We start from the raw sequence: 20,669 nt of genomic DNA on the forward strand, positions 1-20,669 counted from the left end.
CGTCGGTGCCGGGTCAGTCGACGGCCGCCGCCGCGGCACGGGCAGCCGCGGGGAAGGCCTCGACGATCTGCTCGACGGCACCGTCGTCGTGCGCGGCCGAGACGAACCACGCCTCGAACACCGACGGCGGCAGGTTGACCCCTGCGTCGAGCATCGCGTGGAAGAACGCGCGGTAGCGGAACGACTCCTGCGCCTGGGCCTGGGCGTAGTCCCGGACGCCGGCGCTCGCGGCCAGTTCCCCGAAGAACACGGAGAACAGCGACCCGGCGCGCTGGACGCGGTGCGCCACACCGGCGGCGTCGAGCGCCTCGCCGACGGCCGACGACAGCACGGACGCGACCTCGTCCACGCGCGCGTACACCGCGGCGTCGGCCAGGCGCAGCGTCGTGAGGCCCGCTGCCACGGCGACAGGATTTCCTGACAGCGTGCCCGCCTGGTACACAGGCCCGAGCGGCGCGAGCCGGTCCATGATCGCGGCCGGTCCGCCGAGCGCCGCGACCGGCATCCCGCCGCCCACGACCTTGCCGAACGTGAACAGGTCGGGCGTGAACCCCTCGGCGCCCTGGCTCCGCAGCACGGAGTTCTCGAGCCCCCACCACCCGCCGGGCCCGACGCGGAACCCCGTGAGCACCTCGTCGAGGACCAGCAGCGCACCGTGCCGCGCGGTGATGCGCCGCAGACCCTCGTTGAACCCTTCGGTCGGCGGCACGACGCCCATGTTCGCCGGGCTCGCCTCCGTGATGACGGCCGCGATCTCCGAGCCGCGCTCTGCGAACGCGCGCTCGACGGCGCCGAGGTCGTTGTACGGGAGGACGAGCGTCTCGGCCGCGCTGGCCTCGGTCACGCCCGCCGACCCCGGCAGGGCGAGCGTCGCGACGCCGGATCCCGCCTCGGCGAGCAGCGCGTCGACGTGCCCGTGGTAGCAGCCCGCGAACTTCACGACCAGGTCGCGACCGGTCACGCCGCGCGCGAGGCGGATCGCCGTCATGGTCGCCTCGGTGCCCGTGGACACGAGACGCACCCGCTCCACCGCGGGCACGCGGCGCCGGATCTCCTCGCCCAGCGCGACCTCGCCCAGCGTCGGCGCGCCGAACGACAGGCCGCGCGCCGCGGCGTCCTGCACCGCGGCGACGACCTCGGGGTGCGCGTGGCCCAGCAGCGCCGGCCCCCACGAGCACACGAGGTCGACGTACTCGCGCCCCGCGACGTCGGTCACGTAGGCGCCGCGCGCCGACGCGATGAAGCGGGGGTCGCCGCCCACGGACCCGTACGCCCGCACGGGCGAGCTCACGCCGCCGGGCAGGACGCCCTGCGCGCGCACGAACGCGGTGTGGTTGTCGGTCGTGCTCGTCATCAGCGCGCTCCTCCGAACGTCTCGTCGCGCAGCCAGCCCGCGATCTCGGTGGCCCAGTAGGTGAGGATCACGTCCGCGCCGGCCCTCCTGATGCCGAGCACGGACTCGGTGATCGCGCCGCGCCGGTCGATCCACCCGTTCGACGCAGCGGCCTCGATCATCGCGTACTCGCCCGACACCTGGTACGCCGCGACCGGCACGGGCGACGTGCCGGCCACCGCGGCGAGCACGTCGAGGTACGACCCGGCGGGCTTGACCATGACCATGTCCGCACCCTCGGCGAGATCGAGGTCCGCCTCGCGCCGACCCTCGCGCGCGTTGCCCGCGTCCATCTGGTAGGTCCGCCGGTCGCCCTGCAGCGCCGAGTCCACGGCCTCGCGGAACGGCCCGTAGAACGCGCTCGCGTACTTCGCGGAGTAGGCGAGGATCCCGACGTCGGCGAACCCGGCCTCGTCCAGCGCCGCGCGGATCACGCCGACCTGGCCGTCCATCATGCCCGACGGCGCCACGACGTCCGCGCCGGCCCGGGCCTGCGCGACGGCCATCGTCGCGTAGCGCTCCAGCGTCGCGTCGTTGTCGACCACCGTGGCCTCGCGCGAGCCGTCGTGCCGGGTGGTCAGGACACCGCAGTGCCCGTGGTCCGTGAACTCGTCGAGGCACGTGTCGGCCATGACGACAGGTCCGACCCTGCCACTCGTGCCACCCGTGCCACCCGTGCCACCGGTGCCTGCGGCCTCGGCCTCGCGGACCGCGTCCCGCGCGATCCGGATCCCGCGCTGCAGGATCCCGTCCTCCGCGTCCGCCTCGGTCCCGGTGGCGTCGCGCAGCGCCGGGATGCCGAACAGCATCACGCCGCCGAGCCCCGCGCGCGTCGCGTCGCGCACCGCCTCGGCGAGGGTCGCCTCCGTGTGCTGCACGACGCCGGGCATCGACGAGATGGGGTGCGGCTCGGCCAGCCCTTCCTTGACGAACAGCGGCAGCACGAGGTCGGCCGGGTGCAGGCGCGTCTCCGCGACGAGCCGACGCATGCGCGCGGTGGTGCGCAGCCGTCGGGGCCGGTGCGGACGGGTGGGGTGCGAGGTCACGAGGGGTCTCCTCCGTCGGTCGGGGCGGCGCTGTCGATGGGCTCGGCACCGTCGTTCGGGTCGGCGCTTCCGGTCGGGTCGGAACCAGGGCCGACCCGGACGGGAGCGGTCGCCGACAGGACGGTGCCGAGGGCGGCGGCGAGCGCGTCGTCCGTCGGGCGCTGCGCCACGGCGTCGAGCCGCAGCCCGACGGTGCGCGCCGCCCGCGCGGTGGGCTCCCCGATCGCGACGGCCGCGACGTCGTCGCGCGGCCCGAGCTGGCGCGCGATCTCGCGCGCGACGCTCCCGGACGTCAGCACGACGGCGTCCACCTCGCCCGCGCGCCACGCGGCGACGACGTCGGCGGACAGGTCGTGCGCGACGGTCCGGTACACGGTCACGACGCACGGCTCGAACCCGAGCCCGCGCAGCCCGTCCGCCATCGTCCTCGCCGCGAGGTCGCCCTGGGGAACCAGCACCCGCGCCGCGGCACCGGGTCCGGCGGAGGAGTCCGGGTCCGCCGGGGAGGCGCCGTGCTCGCCGGCGAGAGCGCGGAACGCTGCGACCAGCCCGCGCGCGGAGTTCTCCTCGGGCTCGAGATCGACGGCGACGCCGACCGCCTCGAGCGCGCGCCGCGTCGCCGGCCCGACGGCGGCCCACCGGGCCCCGCGCGCGAGGTCCGCCGGCGTCGTGCCGCGTCGGGCGGCGCTCGCGGCGAGCTCGTCGATCGCGTTGACGCTCGTGACGACCACCCAGGCGAAGGTGCCGCGACCGAGGTCCGCGACGGCGTCGTCCACCGGTGTCGTGTCCGCGACGGCGGCGCGCTCGATCGCCGGGCTCACCAGCACGCGGGCGCCCGCGGCGCGCAGCGTCGTGGCCAGACCGGCGGCACGCTCGGTCGACCGGGGGACCAGCACGGTTCGCCCGGCGAGCGGCCCGCGGCCGGGTCCGGGACCGGTCTCCGCGCGGTCCGAGCCCTCCGGAGGGACGCGGGTCTCGCGACGAGGGGGGACGACGGGCGCCGGGCCGCGCGACGGGTCGCGCAGCGGACCGGGTGTCACGCCTGCTCCCCGCGGTAGCCGCCGTCGCGCAGCGCGCGTCGCGCGCTCTCGGGCGTCGGGCCCGGCGTCGGCTGCTCGACGACGGGGCGGGGCGTGGCCGCGCCCGCGCCTGGATCCGGGGCGCGCAGCGGTGCGAGCCGCGACGCGCCGTCGGCGACGAGGGCGTCGGCGACCCGGGTCCCGAGGTCGCGGGCGGCGTCGTCCCGCGCGCGCGCCGTGTGCGGGGCCGCGGCGTCGGGGAGCGACGGACCGGGCAGCTCCGTGCGGGCCGTGTGGCTGAGCTGCTCGGTCCCGTCGACCCGGGCGACGACGGCGGCCAGCGTGAGGACCCCGCCGTCCAGCGTCGCGTGCGCACCGACCGGGGCGGCGCAGCCGGCCTCGAGACGGGCGAGCAGCGCGCGCTCGGCGAGCACCGCGAGCCGGGTCGGTTCGTGGTCGAGCGCCGCGAGCGCGCCGGCCAGGACCGCGTCGTCGAGCGACGACGACCGGACCTCGACGGCGAGCGCGCCCTGGCCCGCCGCGGGAGCCATGACCGTGGGCTCGAGCGCCTCGGTGACGTGCTCCTCCAGGCCGAGGCGCAGGAGGCCCGCGTGGGCGAGCACGACCGCGTCGAGGTCCGCCTCCTCGCCGTGGACGCGGGCGAGCCGGGTCCCGACGTTGCCGCGGATGTCGATCACCTCGAGATCGGGCCGGACGGCGCGCAGCTGCGCGGCGCGGCGCGGCGAGCCGGTCCCCACGCGCGCGTCGCGCGGGAGCCGCGCGAGCGTGAGCCCGTCGCGCGCGCACAGGGCGTCGCGCGGGTCCTCGCGCTCGGGCGTGACGATCGACAGGCCGGGCGCGGGCTCGGTCGGCAGGTCCTTGAGGGAGTGCACCGCGACGTCGCAGCGCCCGTCCAGCAGAGCGGACCGCAGGGCGGTGACGAACACGCCCGTCCCACCCATCTGGGCGAGCGATCCGGTGAGGACGTCGCCCTCGGTGCGGATGCGGACGGTCTCGATGTCGCGCCCGGTCAGCTCCGCGAGGCGGCTCGCGACGTGCCCGGTCTGGGTGGTCGCGAGCGCGCTGCCGCGGGTACCGACGCGAAGGGGCTGGGTGCTGCTCACGGTCCCCAGTGTCCTCCGCGTCCGTGCATTCTCGAAATGCCCGGTCCGTGAACGCAGGGCCGTGGCGTCGACGTGATGTTGTCGTGACGAACGGTCAGTTCGATGCGGACGCGATGTCATTTCCGCGCGCAGAGGATTGTTCATTCTGCGGCCTTCGCGCGCGACTTTCTCTCAGAGCACCCGCGCGCATTCCTGCGCGTGCGCGACGATCGACGCGAGGCCCGTCCCTGCGATCCAGCCGCCGGTCACGGCGAGGCCGGGGACGTCGTCCACCCGGGCGGTGAACGACGCGACCTCGCGCCGGTAGGCAGGCGTCGGCGGGGGGAGCGCGCCGTTCCAGCGGGTCACGACGTGACCCAGCACGCGCCCGTGGAGGTCGACGTCGAACAGGCGGGACGCGTCGAGCAGGACCCGGTCGAGGTCGGGTTCGCTCGCGACGCCCATGCGGCCGTAGCTCAGCCGGACGACGTGGTGACCGGGTCCGGCGACCTCGCGCACGCGCGCCCGCAGCCACGGCCACTTCGCGGTCGAGTGGGTCAGCGCCTTCGCCTCGACGTCCAGGAGCCGCGGCTCGCGACCCGCGTCCCGGTGCGGCGGCGCGACGAGCATCCCGGTGCCGCGCGGCGAGTCGTCGAGCTCGGGCGCGCGCAGCAGGAGGGTGACGAGGCGGACGTCGGCCCCGGGCTCGGGGTCGGGCAGGAGGTCCGCGGCCCCGCCGACGAGCGGCCCGAGCAGGTCGACGACCCCGGACGTGGTCACGACGAGCCGGGACGCGACGAGCTCGACCTCCCCGTCCGGGGTGCTCGCCCGCACCACCCAGTCGCCGAGACGTAAGCTGCCGCCCGCGATCGGCTCGATCCCGGGGCCGGAGCTCACTTCTCGGCCGGGGGCGCGGGTGATCGAGACGACCTCGTGCTGGGTGCGGACGTCCAGGTTCGTCGCCAGCGCTTCCGTCAGGCGGTGGATGCCGCCGTCGATGCCGCGGACCGCCGAGCCGGCCGGGGCCAGGGCGCGCAGCGACGCGACCGCACGGGCCAGCGATCCCTCGCGCTCGACCGCCGCGAGCAGTCCGGGCGCGACGGCGTCCACGTCGAGCCGGTCCAGGGGTGCGGAGTGCACGCCGCCGGCGACGGGGGCCACGAGCCGCTCGGTGACGCGGGTGCCCATGCGCGAGCGGACGAGCGACTCGAGCGTCCCGGTCTCGGTGAACCGGCGGGGGAGCACCCGGTCGAGGCTCGCGCGCAGGGACCCCGAGATCCCCACCGCCCGGCGCACGTCCGGCGCCCACGGGCGAGCCGGGATGCCGAGCACGCCCGCGCGCGGCAGGGGGAACGCCCGGCCCGCGGAGTACCCCCAGGCGCCGACCGCCGACGGTTCGACGACGTCGAGCCCCAGCTCGCGCACGAGGTCGCCCACGGCCGTGCCGCGCGTGGCGAACGACTCCGCGCCCACGTCGACGCGCACGCCGTCGAGCCCGGGCAGCGCCTCGCCCCGCACGGGCCCGCCCGCGACCGGGGCGGCGTCGAGCACGACGACGTCGAGCCCGCGCTCGCGCAGCGTCCGGGCCGCGGTCAGGCCGCCGATCCCGGCGCCGACGACGACGGCGTCCACCCAGGACGTCGCGCGTGGGGTCCCGGCGGCCGTGGCGCTCATCGGACCGCGGCCGCCTGCTCGTCGTCCGCCGTGCGGTCGACCGCGGCACGGCCCTCGCGGTGGACCAGCTCGACGACGCGCGTCAGCACGTCCGGGTCGGTGTCCGGCGGGACGCCGTGGCCGAGGTTGAGCACGTGGCCCGGCGCTGCGGCGCCACGCGCGAGCACGTCGCGCACGTGGGCCTCGAGCACCGGCCAGGGCGCGGTGAGGAGTGCGGGGTCCACGTTGCCCTGCAGGGGGACGACGCCGGTCCGCGCGGACCCGGCGACCGCGCCCGCGGCGTCGGGCTGTGCGCCGTCCGGTGCCGCGTGACGGGGCCGGGCGGGCGCCGTGGGAGGGGTGTCGGCGAGGAGCCGGGCGGCCTCGTCGAGCGGCGTGCGGTAGTCGACGCCCACGGTGACGTCCCGGACCCCGGCGGCCAGCGCGACGTCGCGCATGGCCGGCAGCAGGTGACCGGTCCCGGTGCCGAAGTGGACCGCCGGGACCCCGAGGTCGGCGACGTGCGCGAGCGCGCGCGTCGACGCACCGGCGGCACCGTCGAGGTAGTCGGCGAGGGAGAGCGACCCGGCCCACGAGTCGAAGAGCTGGGCCGCGCTCGCGCCCGCGAGGACCTGGGCGCGCAGGAACGTGCCCGTGAGGTCCGCCGCCCAGTCGACGAGGCGCTGCCAGGTCTCCGGGTCGCCCCGCAGCATCGAGCGCGCGGCGAGGTGGTCGCGCGACGGGCGACCCTCCACGAGGTAGGCCGCGAGCGTGAACGGCGCGCCCGCGAACCCGATGAGCGGCGTGGTGCCGAGCTCGTCGACCGTCAGCGCGACGGCCTCGGCGATCGGCTCCAGGGCCTCGGGGGTGATCTCGGTCTCGACGAGGCGCGCGACGTCCTCGGGCGTGCGGTACGCCTGGCCCATGACGGGCCCGACGCCGGGCGCGATGTCGACCTCGACGCCCGCGAGCCGCAGCGGCACGACGATGTCGGAGAAGAAGATCCCCGCGTCGACGCGGTGGCGGCGGACCGGCTGCAGCGTGATCTCGGACGCGAGGTCGGGGCGCAGGCACGCGTCGAGCATCGTCGTGCCCTCCCGCACGGCGCGGTACTCCGGGAGGGAGCGTCCCGCCTGGCGCATGAACCACACGGGTGTGGACTCAGGCCGTTCCTGTGTCGTGCCCGCGCGCAGGGCGCGCACGAGCGGGGACTGCGCGGTGCGGCCGTCGACGAGGGGGTGGCCGGAGGAAAGGGCGACAGGAATCACAGTTCACGATTCTGCCTCCCTCCCGGGGAAATGGTTGAATCGGAGGCACTGTGGCTCTTCTCTCCCTGACGGCAAGCCACCACGAGCTCGACCTCGACGCCCTGGAACGACTCTCCACCGGGGCCCACTCGATCGCCGGGTCCGCGGTCGCTTCCTGCGACGTCATCACCGGTGCGGTCGTGCTCGCGACGTGCAACCGGTTCGAGCTGTACCTCGACGTCGACGCACCCCTCGACGGGCCCGGCGTGCGGCACGCGACCGGGCACGTCGCGCGTCTCGTGGCCGACGCGTCCGGCGTCCCCGTGCCCGACGCCGCGACCTCCTTCCGCACCCGCGCGGGCAGCGAGGTGGCGGAGCACCTGTTCTCCGTCGCGTCCGGGCTGGACTCGATGGTCGTGGGGGAGCGGGAGATCGCCGGGCAGGTCAAGCGTGCGCTCGAGGTCGCGCACGCCGACGGCGTCACGTCCTCGACGCTCGAGCTGCTGTTCCAGACCGCGTCCCGGACGTCCAAGCGCGTGAGCACCGACACCGCGCTGGGTGGGGCCGGGCGGTCCGTGGTCGCCCTCGGGCTCGACCTGGCCGCGGCCGAGCTCCCGCCGTGGCAGCAGGTGCGCGCCGTCCTCATCGGCACCGGGTCCTACGCGGGTGCCAGCCTCGCCGCGCTGCGCGCGCTCGGCTGCCACGACGTGCGGGTGTACTCGCAGTCCGGCCGCGCCGAGGAGTTCGCCGCGGCGCGCGGGGTCGAGGCCACGCACGACCTGGTCGACGCGCTCGGCGAGGCCGACCTCGTCGTCTCGTGCAGCGGCGCTCGCGGGCGCATGGTCGACGGCGCGGGCGAGGGCCGCGCGGGAGGCACCGCAGCCCGTCGTGAGCAGGCGATCGAGCACGTGCTCGACGCCGCGGCCGTCGTCCGCGCGCGCGAGCGGGCCGCCGTCACGGCGGGGGAGCGGCCCGGCGGACGGCCGATGGTCGTGCTCGACCTCGCGCTGCACCGCGACGTCGACCCGCACGTCGCCGACGTGGAGGGCGTCCTGCTCTACGACCTCGCGACGCTCGCGGCGCACTCGCCCGCCGTCGCGTCGGGGACCGTGGACCGCGCCCGCTCGATCGTGGACGACGCCGCGCACGCGTTCGAGGAGAGCCGGCTCGGCCGGGCGGCGGACACCGCCGTCGTCGCGCTGCTCGCCGACGCCGACCGCCGGATCCTCGGCGAGGTCGCGGACGTCGTCGCGCTGCGCGCGGCCGACGGCGACCCGGTGAGCGCCGACGAGGCCGAGGAGATCGCGCGCACCGTGCGCCGCCGCGTGCACGCCGACCTGCACCAGGCCATCGTCGCCGCGCGCGCCGAGGCCGTCGCGGCCGCCCGGTCGGCCGAGCGGTCCGTCGTCGACGACGCCGAGGCGCTCATCGCGGAGGCCGACGCGGGGATCGTCTGACGACCCAGGGCGGGTCGCCGATCAGCCGGCGCGGAGGAACTCCGGTCGGATGACCTCGCGCAGCGCCTCGGTGATCACGGCTGTGTCGACGGGACCGGGCGCGGCGTGCTGCGAGTCGAGCGTCTCAAGGATGGCGAGCCGAGCCATCGTCGAGATCGGCAGGTCACGAGTGGCTGCCAGTGCGGCCAGACGATCGTGCTGTTCAGCGGTCAAGCGCACCGACAGCACCTTCGGAGGGTCGCCACCGGTGCGGCGAGAGCCGACAGCGTCGCCAGGCAGCGCGTCATGGCGCCGGGCCTCGGACTCCTCAGCCATGCGCGCAACCAGCGCCTCCACCTCGCTCCTATCAGTCATCGCATCTTGCCGGTCGGGCTAGAGCGCGTCTCTCGATGTGACAGCGCAGTCATCGGCGTGCGATGGTGTCGGGGACCCGCGGGCCACCTGCCCCCCACCGTCGACGAGGACGAGGAATGAGATCCCTTCCCACTGCTCTGACCGCCACACTGCTCGGGACTGCGCTCGTCGCCGTCGGGCTTCCTGCGACCGCTGCCCCACCGGGCTCCGCGGGTACCGGGACCGCTGCTGCGCCGTCGGGCTCCGACCTCTCCCAGGAGGTCAACCCGTTCGTCGGGACCGAGGACGAGGGCAACGCCTACCCGGGCGCGACGGTGCCGTTCGGCATGGTGCAGCTCAGCCCGGACAACACGAACACGTACGGCTCGACGTCGTACAGCAACGACGCGGGCCGCGTGTGGGGCTTCAGCCACCGGCACGTGAACAGCGCGGGCTGCCCGGCCGCCGGTGAGCTCCTGGTCACCCCGGACACGTCCGAGGCCCCGCGCACCACGCGGGACTTCATCGACATCGAGGACGGCACGGAGCACGCGTCGGCCGGGTTCTACGAGGCGACGCTCGCGAACGACGTGCACGCCGAGCTGACGGCGACCACGCGCGTCGGGCTGCACCGGTACACGTTCCCCGCGTCCACGACGTCGCACCTGTCGTTCAACGTGGGGCAGACGCTGCGTGACGCGGGCGCGAGCGACGTCACGTGGGTGGACGACCACACGCTCGAGGGCTGGGTCGACAACGGCGGCTTCTGCGGCGGCACGCCGGACGAGCAGCGCTACTTCTTCTCGGCGACGTTCGATCGCCCGGCCGCGTCCACCGGGACGTGGGGCGAGGACGGCGAGTACGTCGCCGGCTCCGCGCAGAGCGAGAGCGACAGCGGCGACAACGGCGCTGTCGCCGTGTTCGACACGACGCAGGACCAGGACGTCGAGGTCGCCGTGGGCGTGTCGTTCGTCGACGTGGAGGGCGCGCGCGCCAACCGCGAGGCGGAGGCCACGGACGACGACGGCACCCAGGTCGCGTTCGACACCGTCCGGGAGCAGGCGCGCGACGCGTGGAACACGGAGCTGGGCCGCGTCGAGATCGAGGCGTCGGCTGACCAGCGTCGCGTGTTCTACACGCAGCTCTACAAGACGCTGCTGTCCCCGACGATCGGCTCCGACGTCGACGGCCGCTACCGCGGCACCGACCTCGCGGTCCACGCGACGGACGGCTGGGACTACTACCAGACCTTCTCCCTGTGGGACACGTACCGCACGCAGGCGACGCTGCACGCGCTGCTCGTACCGGACCGCGCGCAGGACATCGTGCGCTCGATGTACCAGCACCGGGTCGAGGGCGGCTGGCTGCCGCGCTGGTCGCTCGGCGCGCTGGAGACCAACATCATGGCGGGCGACCCGGTGACGCCGTGGATCGCGGAGAACTTCGCGCTCGGCACCGTCCCCGACGACATCTCCGACGAGCTGTGGGACTACCTCGTCGAGAACGCCACGACCACCCCGCCCGACGACGTCGAGTCCGTCGGGCGCCAGAGCGTCGAGTTCTACGAGGAGAACGGCCACATCCCGTTCTACCCGGAGAACGAGGGCGGCCTCGGCGGGCAGTTCGAGGAGTACCGCCACGGCGGGTCCGCGACCATGGAGTTCGCCCTCGCCGACGCGAGCGTGGGTGCCGCGGCGCAGCGCACGGGCCGCACCGAGGACGTCTCGGCGTTCCTCGCGAAGGGACGCAACTGGCAGAACCTGTGGAACCCCGACGTCGAGCTGTCGGGCGGGTTCCAGGGCATGGTCAACGCGAAGCGCCCCACGGGTGAGTTCGCGACCCTGCCCGAGCTGACCGACGTCACGCGCTCCGGCTTCCACGAGGGCGTGCCGTGGCAGTACCAGTGGATGGCACCGCAGGACGTCCCGGGTCTCGTCGACGCCATGGGCGGGGAGGACGGGTTCGTCGAGCGCCTCGACTACTACTTCGACCAGGACGCGCTCGCCGCGGAGCCGGGCGTCTCGCCCGACGCCTGGGCCGACGGCGGTAGCGCGTACTACACGACGATCCACTACAACCCGGGCAACGAGCCCACGATCGGCAACGCGTGGCTCTACGGGTTCGTGGGCCAGCCGTGGAAGACGAACGACGTCCTCGCGGCCAACCTCAACCGTTTCCCCGACTCCCCGCACGGCGGTGTCGGCAACGACGACCTCGGCACGCTCGGCGCCTGGTACGTCATGGCAGCGCTCGGCTTCCAGCCCGTCGAGCCGGGTTCCGGCATCCTGGCGCTCAACGCGCCCAAGGTGCAGTCCGCGACCGTCACGCCCGACGGCGGCGCGCCGTTCTCGATCTCCGCGGAGGGCGCGAACGAGAAGCTCCCGAGCTACGTCGCGGGCGTCACCGTCGACGGCGCGGACCACACGGCGGCCTGGCTCGACGTGTCGGCCCTCCAGGGCGGCGGCTCGCTCGACTTCGACCTGTCGGACTCCAGCGAGGGCCTGACGTGGGGCACCGCCCCTGCCGACCGCATCCCGAGCGTCTCGGCCGAGGACGCGGCGACGCCGTCGGTCGACGTGCAGGCCTCCACGCGCTGCCTGGCGGGGACCGCGTACGTCGCGGTGCGGGCGACGAACACCGGCGACGTGCCGGCGGACGTGACGTTGTCGACGCCGTTCGGGTCGCGGACGTTCGCGGACGTCGCGCCGGGGCGCAACGCGTACCAGTCGTTCAGCGTCCGCGCGGACGCGGTCGACGCCGGGGTCGCGACCGTGACGGCGACGCCGGCCGGTGGCGTCCCGACGACGGTGCAGGCACGGTACGACGCCCTGGGCTGCTGAACCGCGGGTCGAGACGCGCGACGAGGGCCGTCGTCGGGCAGCAGGTGCCCGACGACGGCCCTCGTCGTCGGTCGGCCAGGCTCAGTTCCTGACCGGCTTCAGCACCAGAGCTGAGCCCCCACCCCTGCGCTGCGGCTCGGCGACGGCGGTCAGCAGCCCGTCCGGGCCGATCTGCACGGCCGTCGCCGCACCGATTTCCGCGGCGGAGGTGAACGAGTCGCCAGACGGCACGAGCGTATGTCCGTACTCCTCGAGCCCCGGCCCGTAGGCCTGGATGAACTCGGGCTCGGCGATGACGTTCGCGGTGTTGCGCTGGGTGGCGCGCGGCGCGGCGAGCGCCTCGTCGATCGGCATGCCCCGGTCGAGGTGGTTGGTCAGCGTCTGGAGCACCGTGGTGATGATGGTCGACCCGCCGGGGGAGCCGAGCGCCAGCACGGGCTCACCGTCGCGCAGGACGAGCGTGGGTGCCATCGACGAGCGCGGTCGCTTGCCGGGCTCGATGCGGTTTGGGTCGTCCTCGTCCCACACGAGCGAGAAGTCGGTGAGCTCGTTGTTGAGCAGGAACCCGCGGCCCGGCACGACCATCCCTGAACCACCGGTCTGCTCGATCGTCAGCGTGTACTCGACCACGTCGCCCCACCGGTCCACGACCGTGAGGTTCGTCGTGGAGATGTTCTCGGTGTCTTCGCGCTGCTCCACGGCCGTCTCGCTGCACGCGGCGTCGTACGCGTCGACGTCGCCCGCCGCGACGGGCTTGGGCGCGGCGGCGTCCGGGTCGAGCAGGCACGCGCGAGAGGCCGCGAACTCGTCGGAGAGAAGGGTCTCGAGCGGCACGTCGACGAACGCCGCGTCACCCAGGTACGCGCCGCGGTCGGCGAACGCGAGGGCGCTGGCCTCGAGGTAGTGGTGCAGGTACTCGGTGTCCGACATGCCGGCGAGGTCGAACGTCTCCAGGATGTTCAGCGCCTCGCCCACGGTGGAGCCGCCGCTCGACGGCGGTGCCATGCCGTAGACGTCGTACCCGCGGTAGTCGGAGACGGTCGGCTCCTGCACCAGGGCCTCGTAGTCGTCGAGGTCGTCGAGCGCGAGGTAGCCGGGCGGCACGGGCAGGTCGGTGTCCCGGCTGGTTCGCGGGTCCTGCACGGCACGGACCATCTCACGGGCGAGACGCCCCTCGTAGAAGACGTCGGTGCCGAGCAGGGCGAGCAGGGTGTAGGTCTTCGCGAGGTCGACGTTGCGGAACCGGGTCCCGACGCGCGGGGCGTCGCCGCGCGGCAGGAACAGCTTGGCCGACGCGGGGAAGGCGGCGAACCGCTCGGCGTTGTCGAGCGTCTGCTGGCGGAACGTCTCGTCGACGACGAAGCCGCGCAGGGCGAGCACGGTGGCGGGCGCCAGCGCCCTGCCCAGCGAGTAGGTCCCCCACTCGTCGAGCGCGGTCTCCCAGGTGGCCAGCGTGCCGGGCGTGCCGACGGAGACCCCGCTGGTGACGAGCTCGGGCGTGAACGGGTAGGGGGCGCCTGTCGCCGGGTCGATGAACGCGTCGCGCGGCATGTCCATCGGCGCCGTCTCGCGCCCGTCGATCGTGGAGACCTCGCCCGTCCGCGCGTCGTAGTGGAGGAAGAACCCTCCCCCGCCGATGCCGGCGCTGTACGGCTCGGTGACGCCGAGCGCCGCCGCGGTGGCCACGGCGGCGTCGACGGCGTTCCCGCCGCGACGCAGCACGTCGAGACCCACCCGGCTGGCCTCCGGGTCGACGGTGCTGACCGCACCCCCGTACCCGACGGCGGTCGGGACCTTCTCGTCCCGCCCGCCGTGCCACCCGCCCTGCGACCCGCTGTCGGCGACGTGGCCGGCGTCGACGGTGGTCGCAGAGGCGGCGCCCACGACGACGGTCGTCGCGGCGAGCGTGACGGCGGCGACCGCTGCCATGGTTCGGACGCCGAGACGTGGCCGGCCGGGACTGCGGTGGCCGGTATTGCGGAAGTCGGAGCTGCGGGGGCCGGGACGAACGGAGCTGCGGTGGTCCATGGTCGTCTTCCCTCGGTGAGCAGGGGTCCTCGTCTACCCACGGTCGCGCAGGGCGGCGGATCTCGCGCGCCGAGCCCCCGTCACGGGCGGTCCGCGCGAGTAGCCTCGGTGGTTGTGACGACCACGGACCCGACAGACCGCCGGACGACGCGCCTCGGCGTCCTCGACATCGGCTCGAACACGGTGCACCTCGCCGTCATCGACGCCGCCTACACCGCCCGGCCGGTCCAGACGGCAGGCACGCGCACGGTCGTGCGGATCATGCGCTACCTGCAGGCCGACGGCTCGCTGTCGGACGAGGGCGTCGCCGCCATGCTCGCCGCCGTCGACGACGCGATGGCGCTCGCGCGGGAGTCCGAGGTCGAAGAGATGCTGCCCATGGCGACGTCGGCCCTGCGCGACGCGACGAACGGGCCGCAGGTGCTCGCCGCGATCGGCGAGCGCGTCGGGCAGACGGTGCAGGTGCTGTCCGGCGAGGAGGAGGCACGCCTGACGTTCCTGGCCGCGCGCCGCTGGCACGGGTGGGCGGCGGGCCGCCTCCTCGTCCTCGACATCGGTGGTGGGTCGCTCGAGATCGCGACGGGCGTCGACGAGGAACCCGACCTCGCGACGTCGGTCCCGCTCGGGGCGGGGCGCATGACGATGGCCTACCTCCCCGGCGACCCGCCCGACCCGGCCGATGTCGACGCGCTGCGCAAGCACGTGCGCGCGACGCTCGCACCGACCGTCGAGGCGTTCGAGCGGCTCCCGCGGCCCGACCACGTCGTCGCGACGTCGAAGACCTTCCGCTCGCTGGCCCGCCTCGCCGGCATGCAGCTGGAGGTCGTCGGGCCGGACGAGCGCTGGCGCATGCGCCGCTCTCAGCTCGCCGACTGGGTGCCGCGGCTCGCGCGCCTGACCGCCGAGGGGCGCACTGCGCTGCCGGGCATCACCCCCGAGCGCACGTTCCAGATCGTCGCGGGCGGCGTCGTCGCCGTCGAGACCATGAAGTCCCTCGGCGTCGACGAGCTCGAGATCTGCCCGTGGGCGCTGCGCGAGGGCGCGATCCTGCGCCGGCTCGACCACATCTGAGGGGTCTGGAGGCTCGCCGTACCGCGCGCGCCGCGACCGCGTCATCCTCGGACGGGCGCAGCGCGTTCGGTGAGGCTGAACCAGTTCCCCGAGTCGTCGGTGAAGACCGCCTCGACGCCATACGGGCGGTGCACCGGCGGCTGGCGGAACGTCACGCCCTTCGCGCTGAGCTCGCGGTACGTCGCTTCGCAGTCGTCGGTCTCCATCACGCCGGCGCCCATCGTGCCCTTCGCGACCAGCGACCGGAGCTGTTCCGCGCTCTCGGCGTCGCGCCCCATCGAGCAGTCGGACAGGACGATCGTCCGGCTCGGGTCGCCCTGCGGGCCGACGGTGAGCCACCGAAAGCCGGCGCCCGCCCCCTCGAACTCGGCGCCCATCGAGACGTCGTCGCGCAGCTCGAAACCGAGGACGTCCGTGTAGAACGCCTTCGCGGAGTCCTGGTCGAGCACGAACACGGTTGTGTGGGACAGGGTGAGCATCGCGTGTCTCCTCTCGCGGCGACGGACTCCGCCACCGGTACGGCCGCCCGGCCGTTCGCCCTCGACGTTACGGGCGGACTGTGTCCGAGTGCTTCTCGGATCGTGCGGTCGTGCCCGCGGGCGTTCCGGCCCCGTCGTCGCCCTCGGGGGAAGTGGTCGGTCGTGGTTGCGGCTGTCCCCAGGCGAGTGCGAAGCAGCCGGGCACGGGAGGCGGTCCACCGCGCCGCACGTGCTCGGTGCGATACGCGGTGGGCGTGACGCCGACCATCGCGGTGAACCGCGCCGAGAACGTCCCGAGGCTCGTGAAGCCGACCGCGTGGCAGACCTCCGTCACCGTCAGGTTCGCCGCCCGCAGCAGGTCCTTGGCGCGCTCGACGCGCCGGGTCGCGAGGTAGGCGATCGGGCTCGTGCCGAACGCGCGCGAGAACTCCCGGGCGAAGTGGAAGGGCGAGTACCCGGCGACCTGCGCGACGTCCGCCAGCGTCAGCGGCTCGGTGAAGTGCGCGTCCATGTGGTCTCGCGCCCGACGCAGGTGCACGGCGACCTCGGCGGGGACGGGCGCCGTCGTGCTCACGACGACCAGCGCGGCGGGTCCGAACCCCACGCGTGCGCGGGCGCGGGGTAGTCATCGAGCGGCTCGTCCCCGAGCCGGTCGAGCGCGGGCCGGGCCGTGGTCAGCGCGGTCCTCCGGCCGTCGAGGTACACGCCGTGCCCGACGACGCACCCCTCCCCGGGTGGGCGAGGTGCCCCGTGCGCGGGGTCGCGACCGGGTGCGGCGAGCAGCGCGGCGGCGGTGCGGGCGAGCACACCGTCGACCTCGCGCCCGCAGCCGTCGGCGGCACGCTCGGCCAGCGCGTCGACGACTGCTGCCGCGACGAGGTATCCCGTCGCATGGTCGAGCGCCTGGGCGGGCAGGGCGCCCGGTGTCGCGTCGGCGACCGGACCGCTCGTGCCGTCGCGCGTCCCCTCGACGAGCGCGATCCCGCTCGCGGCCTGGACGATCGAGTCGAACCCGCGACGCTCCGCCCACGGTCCGTCGTCCCACGCGCGGACGCGGGCGTGCACCGCGCCCGGTGGCACGTGCAGCCCGAGGGACTCGATCGCGCCTGGCCGGTATCCGGTCACCAGCACGTCCGCCCCGGCGAGCAGCTCCTGGGCGTGTGCCAGGTCGGCGGCGTCCCGCAGGTCGAGGAGCGTCGACCGTTTGCCCTGGCCAGTGTCGAGGTGCTGCCACCCGATCTCCGGGAGACCGGGGGCGTCGACGCGCAGCACGTCGGCGCCGAGCAGCGCGAGCGTACGGGTCGCGACCGGGCCGGCGATCACCCGGGTCAGGTCCAGCACCCGAACTCCGGTGAGCGGTCGAGGACCGCGCGCGAGCGGTACGGGTCGTGCGTCGTCCTCGCGCACCCGGGTGCGCACCGGCTCCGCCGAGCCCACCCCCCGGCCCGGCGTGGAACGCCACTCCTCCGCGGTGCGGACCCGCACCGCGATCGCCCCCGCCGCCGCCGCGGCGTCCTCGACGTCCTGGGCCGACCACGCGGACAGGTGGGTCGCGAGGTCGTCCCGACCCGCGTCGTCGGGCAGGTCCGTCAGGTGCAGCAGGTGCTCCCGGTGGTGCGGGTAGTTGGCGTGCGTGCGGACCCAGCCGTCCGCGACCGCGAAGAAACCGGACAGCGGTGCGAAGCCGTCGACCGGGGAGCCGTCCAGGCGCAGCAGCCGGTCGCTCGTGAACGCCGCGGCGACCCGCTCGGGGTCCGGGGCGCGGGGGCTGCGCCGCGACCTGCCCGCCCGCGCGGCCGCGCGCTGGACCGCGACCACGGAACCGACGGCCAGGTCGAGGACGGGGAGCGTCGCGGAGAGGAAGCCCGTCAGGGGGTTCACAGCTCCGACCGTAGGCCCGTCACGCAGCCACCACCAGGGGAAGTGCGCCGGGCGCGCAGCAGGTCAGCGCGTCGTGATCGTCCCGGGGAAGGCCGCGGCCGAGCTGTCGAGCGAGCCGTCACCGCCGCCGTTGATCTCCATGAGGTACTGCACGAGCTGGTAGTCCGACCTCGGGGCACGGGCCAGGCTGAGCGCCAGGTCGTCACCGCCGAGCGGGGTCATGTCGTAGTCCGTGGTCACAGCGCGCACCTGCATGCCGAGCGCATCGTTCTCCACGCCGGTGCGGACGCTGTCCGCGAGCGAGCTCATCTGGTCGTGCGTCAGGTTGAACTGCACCTGCTGGCCCGGCGAGACCTCGCTCGACGGCGAGAAGCCCGAGATGTCGCGGTAGTTGAGGATCTGGGCGGTGTTGTCGTCGGCCGTGATCTCGTACGTGTAGGTGCGCGCCGACACGTCCTCGGCGCCGGAGGCGTCGTAGGTCTGCGCCATGCGGAAGTCGCCGCGGTCGCCGTAGGTCGCCGTCATGAGGTTCTCGGAGCGGCCGTCCGGGTAGGTGGTGAGCACCGACGAACCGGTGTTCTCGCCCAGGTCGACCCCGACGTCGAACGGGCCGACCGATGCGTCGAGCGACGACGTGGACGTGTAGTCCACCTTCTGGATCGTGGTGGTCCCCGAGATCCCGGTCGACGGGTCGGCCGGGATGTCGCCCGTGACGAGGTACTGGTCGTACGCGGCCTGGCCCTGGGGCGTGGAGAGGTCGAACTCGGCCGTGCGCAGCGACGCGCCGTCGAGCGACGTCGTGTTCCCCAGCATGACCTTCACCGCGTCGAAGTCGACGCCGACGCCGCCGTAGTTGGAGATCGCCTCCGTCGGCCCGGCCGTGACCTGGACGGTGTTCTCCCCGGTCCGCTCGACGAGGCTGCTCACACCGCTCGACTCGGTGATGTCCGACTTCACCGCGATGTGCTTGAACGCAGCCTCGAGCTCGGTGCCGGTGTAGTTCCCGCCCTCCATCGTCACGGACGAGCCGACGGGCATGGACCTCGGGTCGAACGGGTTGATGCTGCCCGGGTCGGCGACGTCCGCGCCGTCCGGCACCTTGACGACGTACTCCGAGGTCACGCCCGTCTCGTAGCTGCCGCTGACCCCGTAGCCGCCCTTCTCGAGGCCGCCCTCGACGCCGATCGAGACGTCCGACTTCGACGTGTACGTGGTGAAGCCGTCGGCGCTGTGCTCGCCCGCCGTGTACTCGGCCCCGCCCGTGACGCCGAACGAGAGCTTCGAGCCGTTGCCCGTCGTGACCCAGTCCGAGAGCGAACCGGAACCCGACACCGTGGTCTCGCCCGTCTCCGGGTCGTAGGAGACGCCGCCGCCGACGCTCGCCTTGTCGCCCTCGGTCGCGGGCGAGCCGGGGAGGCCGTCGTCGCTCGTGCGGTCGTGCTCGCCGCTCACCCCGACGGTCGGGCCGCCGGGCGCGCCGTCGCCGGACCCGCCCGACCCGCCCGACCCGCCCGACCCGCCGGAACCCCCAGAACCGCCAGGTCCCCCGGGCGCCCCAGGCGTGCCGGATCCCCCGGGGCCACCCTGCCCGCCCGGGCCACCCGAGCCGCCGGCCGAGCCGCCGCCGCCTCCGCCGCCGCTGTCGGTGCTCGTGCCCTCCTGGTCGTCGGCGTTCGTGCGCAGCTTGCGCGCGGAGTCGCGCAGGACCGTCGCGGCGGAGCTCAGCGCCGGTTCGAGCTCCGCGGTCCAGCGGCCGCGCAGTTCGTCGCCGTCGGGCCCGATCCACCGGGCACTGCTCACCGCGCTGCGCAGCGTCGCGCGCGCGGAGTCGAGGTCGTCCGACGACGTGGCGAGCTTGTCGGCCAGGGAGCGCAGCTCCGCGATGTTCGCGCCGTACATGCCCATGGATCCAGCCCTCTCCCCGCTACCGACGTCACCGGCGAGGGTAGCGCTCGGGGCCTCACGCTGGCACGGGATGCCCATGGGGCGAGGTCCCCATCGTGTGAGCGTTCACCGCGCGGGTGCGACGAACCGCAATTACCGTCAGCAAGGGTGCCGTCCACCCGACACGCCGAAAACCGCACGATCTCTACGAAGCCAGGGGGCGACGACGATGATGGGAATCCTGAGACGCAAGTTGGGCGTGGTCATCGTGGCGGTGGTCGCGACGCTCTCCGCGGCACTCGCCCCCGTGCTCGTCGCGCCGTCCGCGAGCGCCGCCGCATCGGTCGTGTCACCGCTCGCGAAGGGGTCGTACAACCTCTCGTCCTACTACGGCCCGCGGTGCATGCCGACCGCGAACGCGTCGACGTGGCACCTGGGTCAGGACATGGGCGCGAAGTCGGGGACCCGGATCAACGCGATCGCCGCGGGGACGGTGCTGCGCGCGGGCTCGGTCAGCGGGTTCGGGCAGTGGGTCGTGATCAAGCACCGGACCGTCTCGTCGGTCTACGGGCACGTGCTCGACGGCGACAAGTACGTCAAGGTCGGGCAGAAGGTGAAGGCGGGCCAGCGCATCGCGGACGTCGGCTCGACCGGGACGTCCACGTCGCCGCACCTGCACCTGGAGATCTGGAACGGCACGTACGGCTCGGGCGGGGCGCACACCGACTCGCTCGCCTTCCTCAAGGCGCGCGGCGTCGACCTCGCGGCGTCGGCGACCTGGCGGGCGAGTCGCAGCGTGCCGTCGTCGTGCACGTACTACGCCCAGACGCGCGTCAACCTGCGCGCGGGCGCGTCGACGTCCACGAAGGTGCTGACGGTCGTGCCGAAGGCGGGCAAGGTCACCGCGAAGCCCGGCGCGAGCTCGGGCTCGTGGCGCAAGGTCACCTACGGCTCGCGCACGGGCTGGATGCACGCCGCATACGTGAGCCCGCGCAAGCCGGCGACCACGACCACGGCCGCACCGGCGAAGCGGACGCTGTCGTACGTGACCGCGACGAGGCTGAACATGCGGGCCAAGCCGTCGACGTCGTCGGCCGTGCTCACGACCCTCAAGAAGGGCAAGGCGGTGGAGCACCGGGGTACGGCGTCCAAGGGGTGGCTCAAGGTGAAGGTCGGGTCGAACATCGGCTACGTCTCGACGGCGTACATCTCGTCGACGAAGCCGCGCTGACCGC

The 20,669-nt window shown here is 74.4% G+C and carries 16 protein-coding genes; 4 read left to right on the top strand and 12 right to left on the bottom strand.

All coding sequences use genetic code 11. The features are described 5' to 3' along the window. Window positions 1–13: 13 nt before the first annotated feature. From hemL to IF651_RS11365, 6 genes are all read right to left on the bottom strand, one after another. On the bottom strand, window positions 14–1,354 hold the full coding sequence (gene hemL, locus IF651_RS11340) for a glutamate-1-semialdehyde 2,1-aminomutase (protein ID WP_191829226.1): 1,341 nt from the start codon (window positions 1,352–1,354) through the stop codon (window positions 14–16). Further along, window positions 1,354–2,382, bottom strand: a complete 1,029-nt coding sequence (hemB, locus tag IF651_RS11345) for a porphobilinogen synthase (protein ID WP_191829270.1) — start codon at window positions 2,380–2,382, stop codon at window positions 1,354–1,356. The genes hemL and hemB overlap by 1 nt, the downstream gene beginning before the upstream one ends. A gap of 53 nt (window positions 2,383–2,435) precedes the next feature. After that, complete coding sequence (locus tag IF651_RS11350; RefSeq protein ID WP_191829227.1) at window positions 2,436–3,479, bottom strand: uroporphyrinogen-III synthase; 1,044 nt, start codon at window positions 3,477–3,479, stop codon at window positions 2,436–2,438. Continuing rightward, complete coding sequence (gene hemC, locus IF651_RS11355; RefSeq protein ID WP_241744372.1) at window positions 3,476–4,591, bottom strand: hydroxymethylbilane synthase; 1,116 nt, start codon at window positions 4,589–4,591, stop codon at window positions 3,476–3,478. Before hemC ends, IF651_RS11350 begins: the two co-directional genes overlap by 4 nt. A 162-nt stretch (window positions 4,592–4,753) precedes the next feature. Further along, a complete protein-coding gene (locus tag IF651_RS11360; protein WP_191829229.1) occupies window positions 4,754–6,235 on the bottom strand; it encodes a protoporphyrinogen/coproporphyrinogen oxidase in 1,482 nt (493 codons plus the stop codon). Beyond that, complete coding sequence (locus tag IF651_RS11365; RefSeq protein ID WP_191829230.1) at window positions 6,232–7,482, bottom strand: uroporphyrinogen decarboxylase family protein; 1,251 nt, start codon at window positions 7,480–7,482, stop codon at window positions 6,232–6,234. Before IF651_RS11365 ends, IF651_RS11360 begins: the two co-directional genes overlap by 4 nt. A 50-nt stretch (window positions 7,483–7,532) precedes the next feature. Here IF651_RS11365 and IF651_RS11370 point away from each other — a divergent pair, with 50 nt between their 5' ends. Beyond that, window positions 7,533–8,918 (top strand): glutamyl-tRNA reductase, encoded by a 1,386-nt coding sequence (locus tag IF651_RS11370; RefSeq protein WP_191829231.1) that lies wholly within the window; start codon window positions 7,533–7,535, stop codon window positions 8,916–8,918. A gap of 21 nt (window positions 8,919–8,939) precedes the next feature. Here the strand turns inward: IF651_RS11370 and IF651_RS11375 are convergent, their stop codons facing one another. Next, a complete protein-coding gene (locus tag IF651_RS11375) occupies window positions 8,940–9,254 on the bottom strand; it encodes a hypothetical protein (protein WP_191829232.1) in 315 nt (104 codons plus the stop codon). A 134-nt stretch (window positions 9,255–9,388) separates the two neighbouring features. On the opposite strand from IF651_RS11375, the gene IF651_RS11380 reads away from it, so the two are divergent. Then, window positions 9,389–12,091 carry a GH92 family glycosyl hydrolase gene (locus IF651_RS11380; protein ID WP_191829233.1) on the top strand — a complete coding sequence of 901 codons (2,703 nt, stop codon included), beginning with the start codon at window positions 9,389–9,391 and terminating at the stop codon, window positions 12,089–12,091. A gap of 81 nt (window positions 12,092–12,172) precedes the next feature. Here the strand turns inward: IF651_RS11380 and ggt are convergent, their stop codons facing one another. Beyond that, window positions 12,173–14,020: a gamma-glutamyltransferase gene (gene ggt / locus IF651_RS11385; protein WP_191829234.1), complete on the bottom strand. Its 1,848-nt coding sequence runs from the start codon at window positions 14,018–14,020 to the stop codon at window positions 12,173–12,175. Window positions 14,021–14,233: 213 nt separating this feature from the next. Between ggt and IF651_RS11390 the strand changes: the two genes are divergently transcribed. Further along, on the top strand, window positions 14,234–15,190 hold the full coding sequence (locus tag IF651_RS11390) for a Ppx/GppA phosphatase family protein (RefSeq protein ID WP_191829235.1): 957 nt from the start codon (window positions 14,234–14,236) through the stop codon (window positions 15,188–15,190). Window positions 15,191–15,231: 41 nt separating this feature from the next. Here IF651_RS11390 and IF651_RS11395 read toward each other — a convergent pair whose 3' ends face one another. The 4 genes from IF651_RS11395 to IF651_RS11410 all read right to left on the bottom strand — a co-directional run bounded on the left by IF651_RS11395 (window position 15,232) and on the right by IF651_RS11410 (window position 19,455). Then, on the bottom strand, window positions 15,232–15,669 hold the full coding sequence (locus IF651_RS11395) for a VOC family protein (RefSeq protein WP_191829236.1): 438 nt from the start codon (window positions 15,667–15,669) through the stop codon (window positions 15,232–15,234). 67 nt (window positions 15,670–15,736) lie between these two features. Further along, a complete protein-coding gene (locus IF651_RS11400; protein WP_338403912.1) occupies window positions 15,737–16,243 on the bottom strand; it encodes a helix-turn-helix transcriptional regulator in 507 nt (168 codons plus the stop codon). Then, window positions 16,240–17,550: a CoA transferase gene (locus IF651_RS11405; protein WP_338403913.1), complete on the bottom strand. Its 1,311-nt coding sequence runs from the start codon at window positions 17,548–17,550 to the stop codon at window positions 16,240–16,242. The genes IF651_RS11400 and IF651_RS11405 overlap by 4 nt, the downstream gene beginning before the upstream one ends. Before the next feature lie 63 nt (window positions 17,551–17,613). Further along, window positions 17,614–19,455 (bottom strand): WXG100 family type VII secretion target, encoded by a 1,842-nt coding sequence (locus IF651_RS11410; RefSeq protein WP_191829237.1) that lies wholly within the window; start codon window positions 19,453–19,455, stop codon window positions 17,614–17,616. Between the two features lie 211 nt (window positions 19,456–19,666). On the opposite strand from IF651_RS11410, the gene IF651_RS11415 reads away from it, so the two are divergent. Continuing rightward, entirely contained in the window at window positions 19,667–20,665 is a 999-nt protein-coding gene (locus IF651_RS11415) for a peptidoglycan DD-metalloendopeptidase family protein (protein ID WP_191829238.1), read from the top strand. Window positions 20,666–20,669: the final 4 nt, after the last annotated feature.

The organism is Cellulosimicrobium arenosum (assembly GCF_014837295.1).
Taxonomy (GTDB): Bacteria; Actinomycetota; Actinomycetes; order Actinomycetales; family Cellulomonadaceae; genus Cellulosimicrobium; species Cellulosimicrobium arenosum.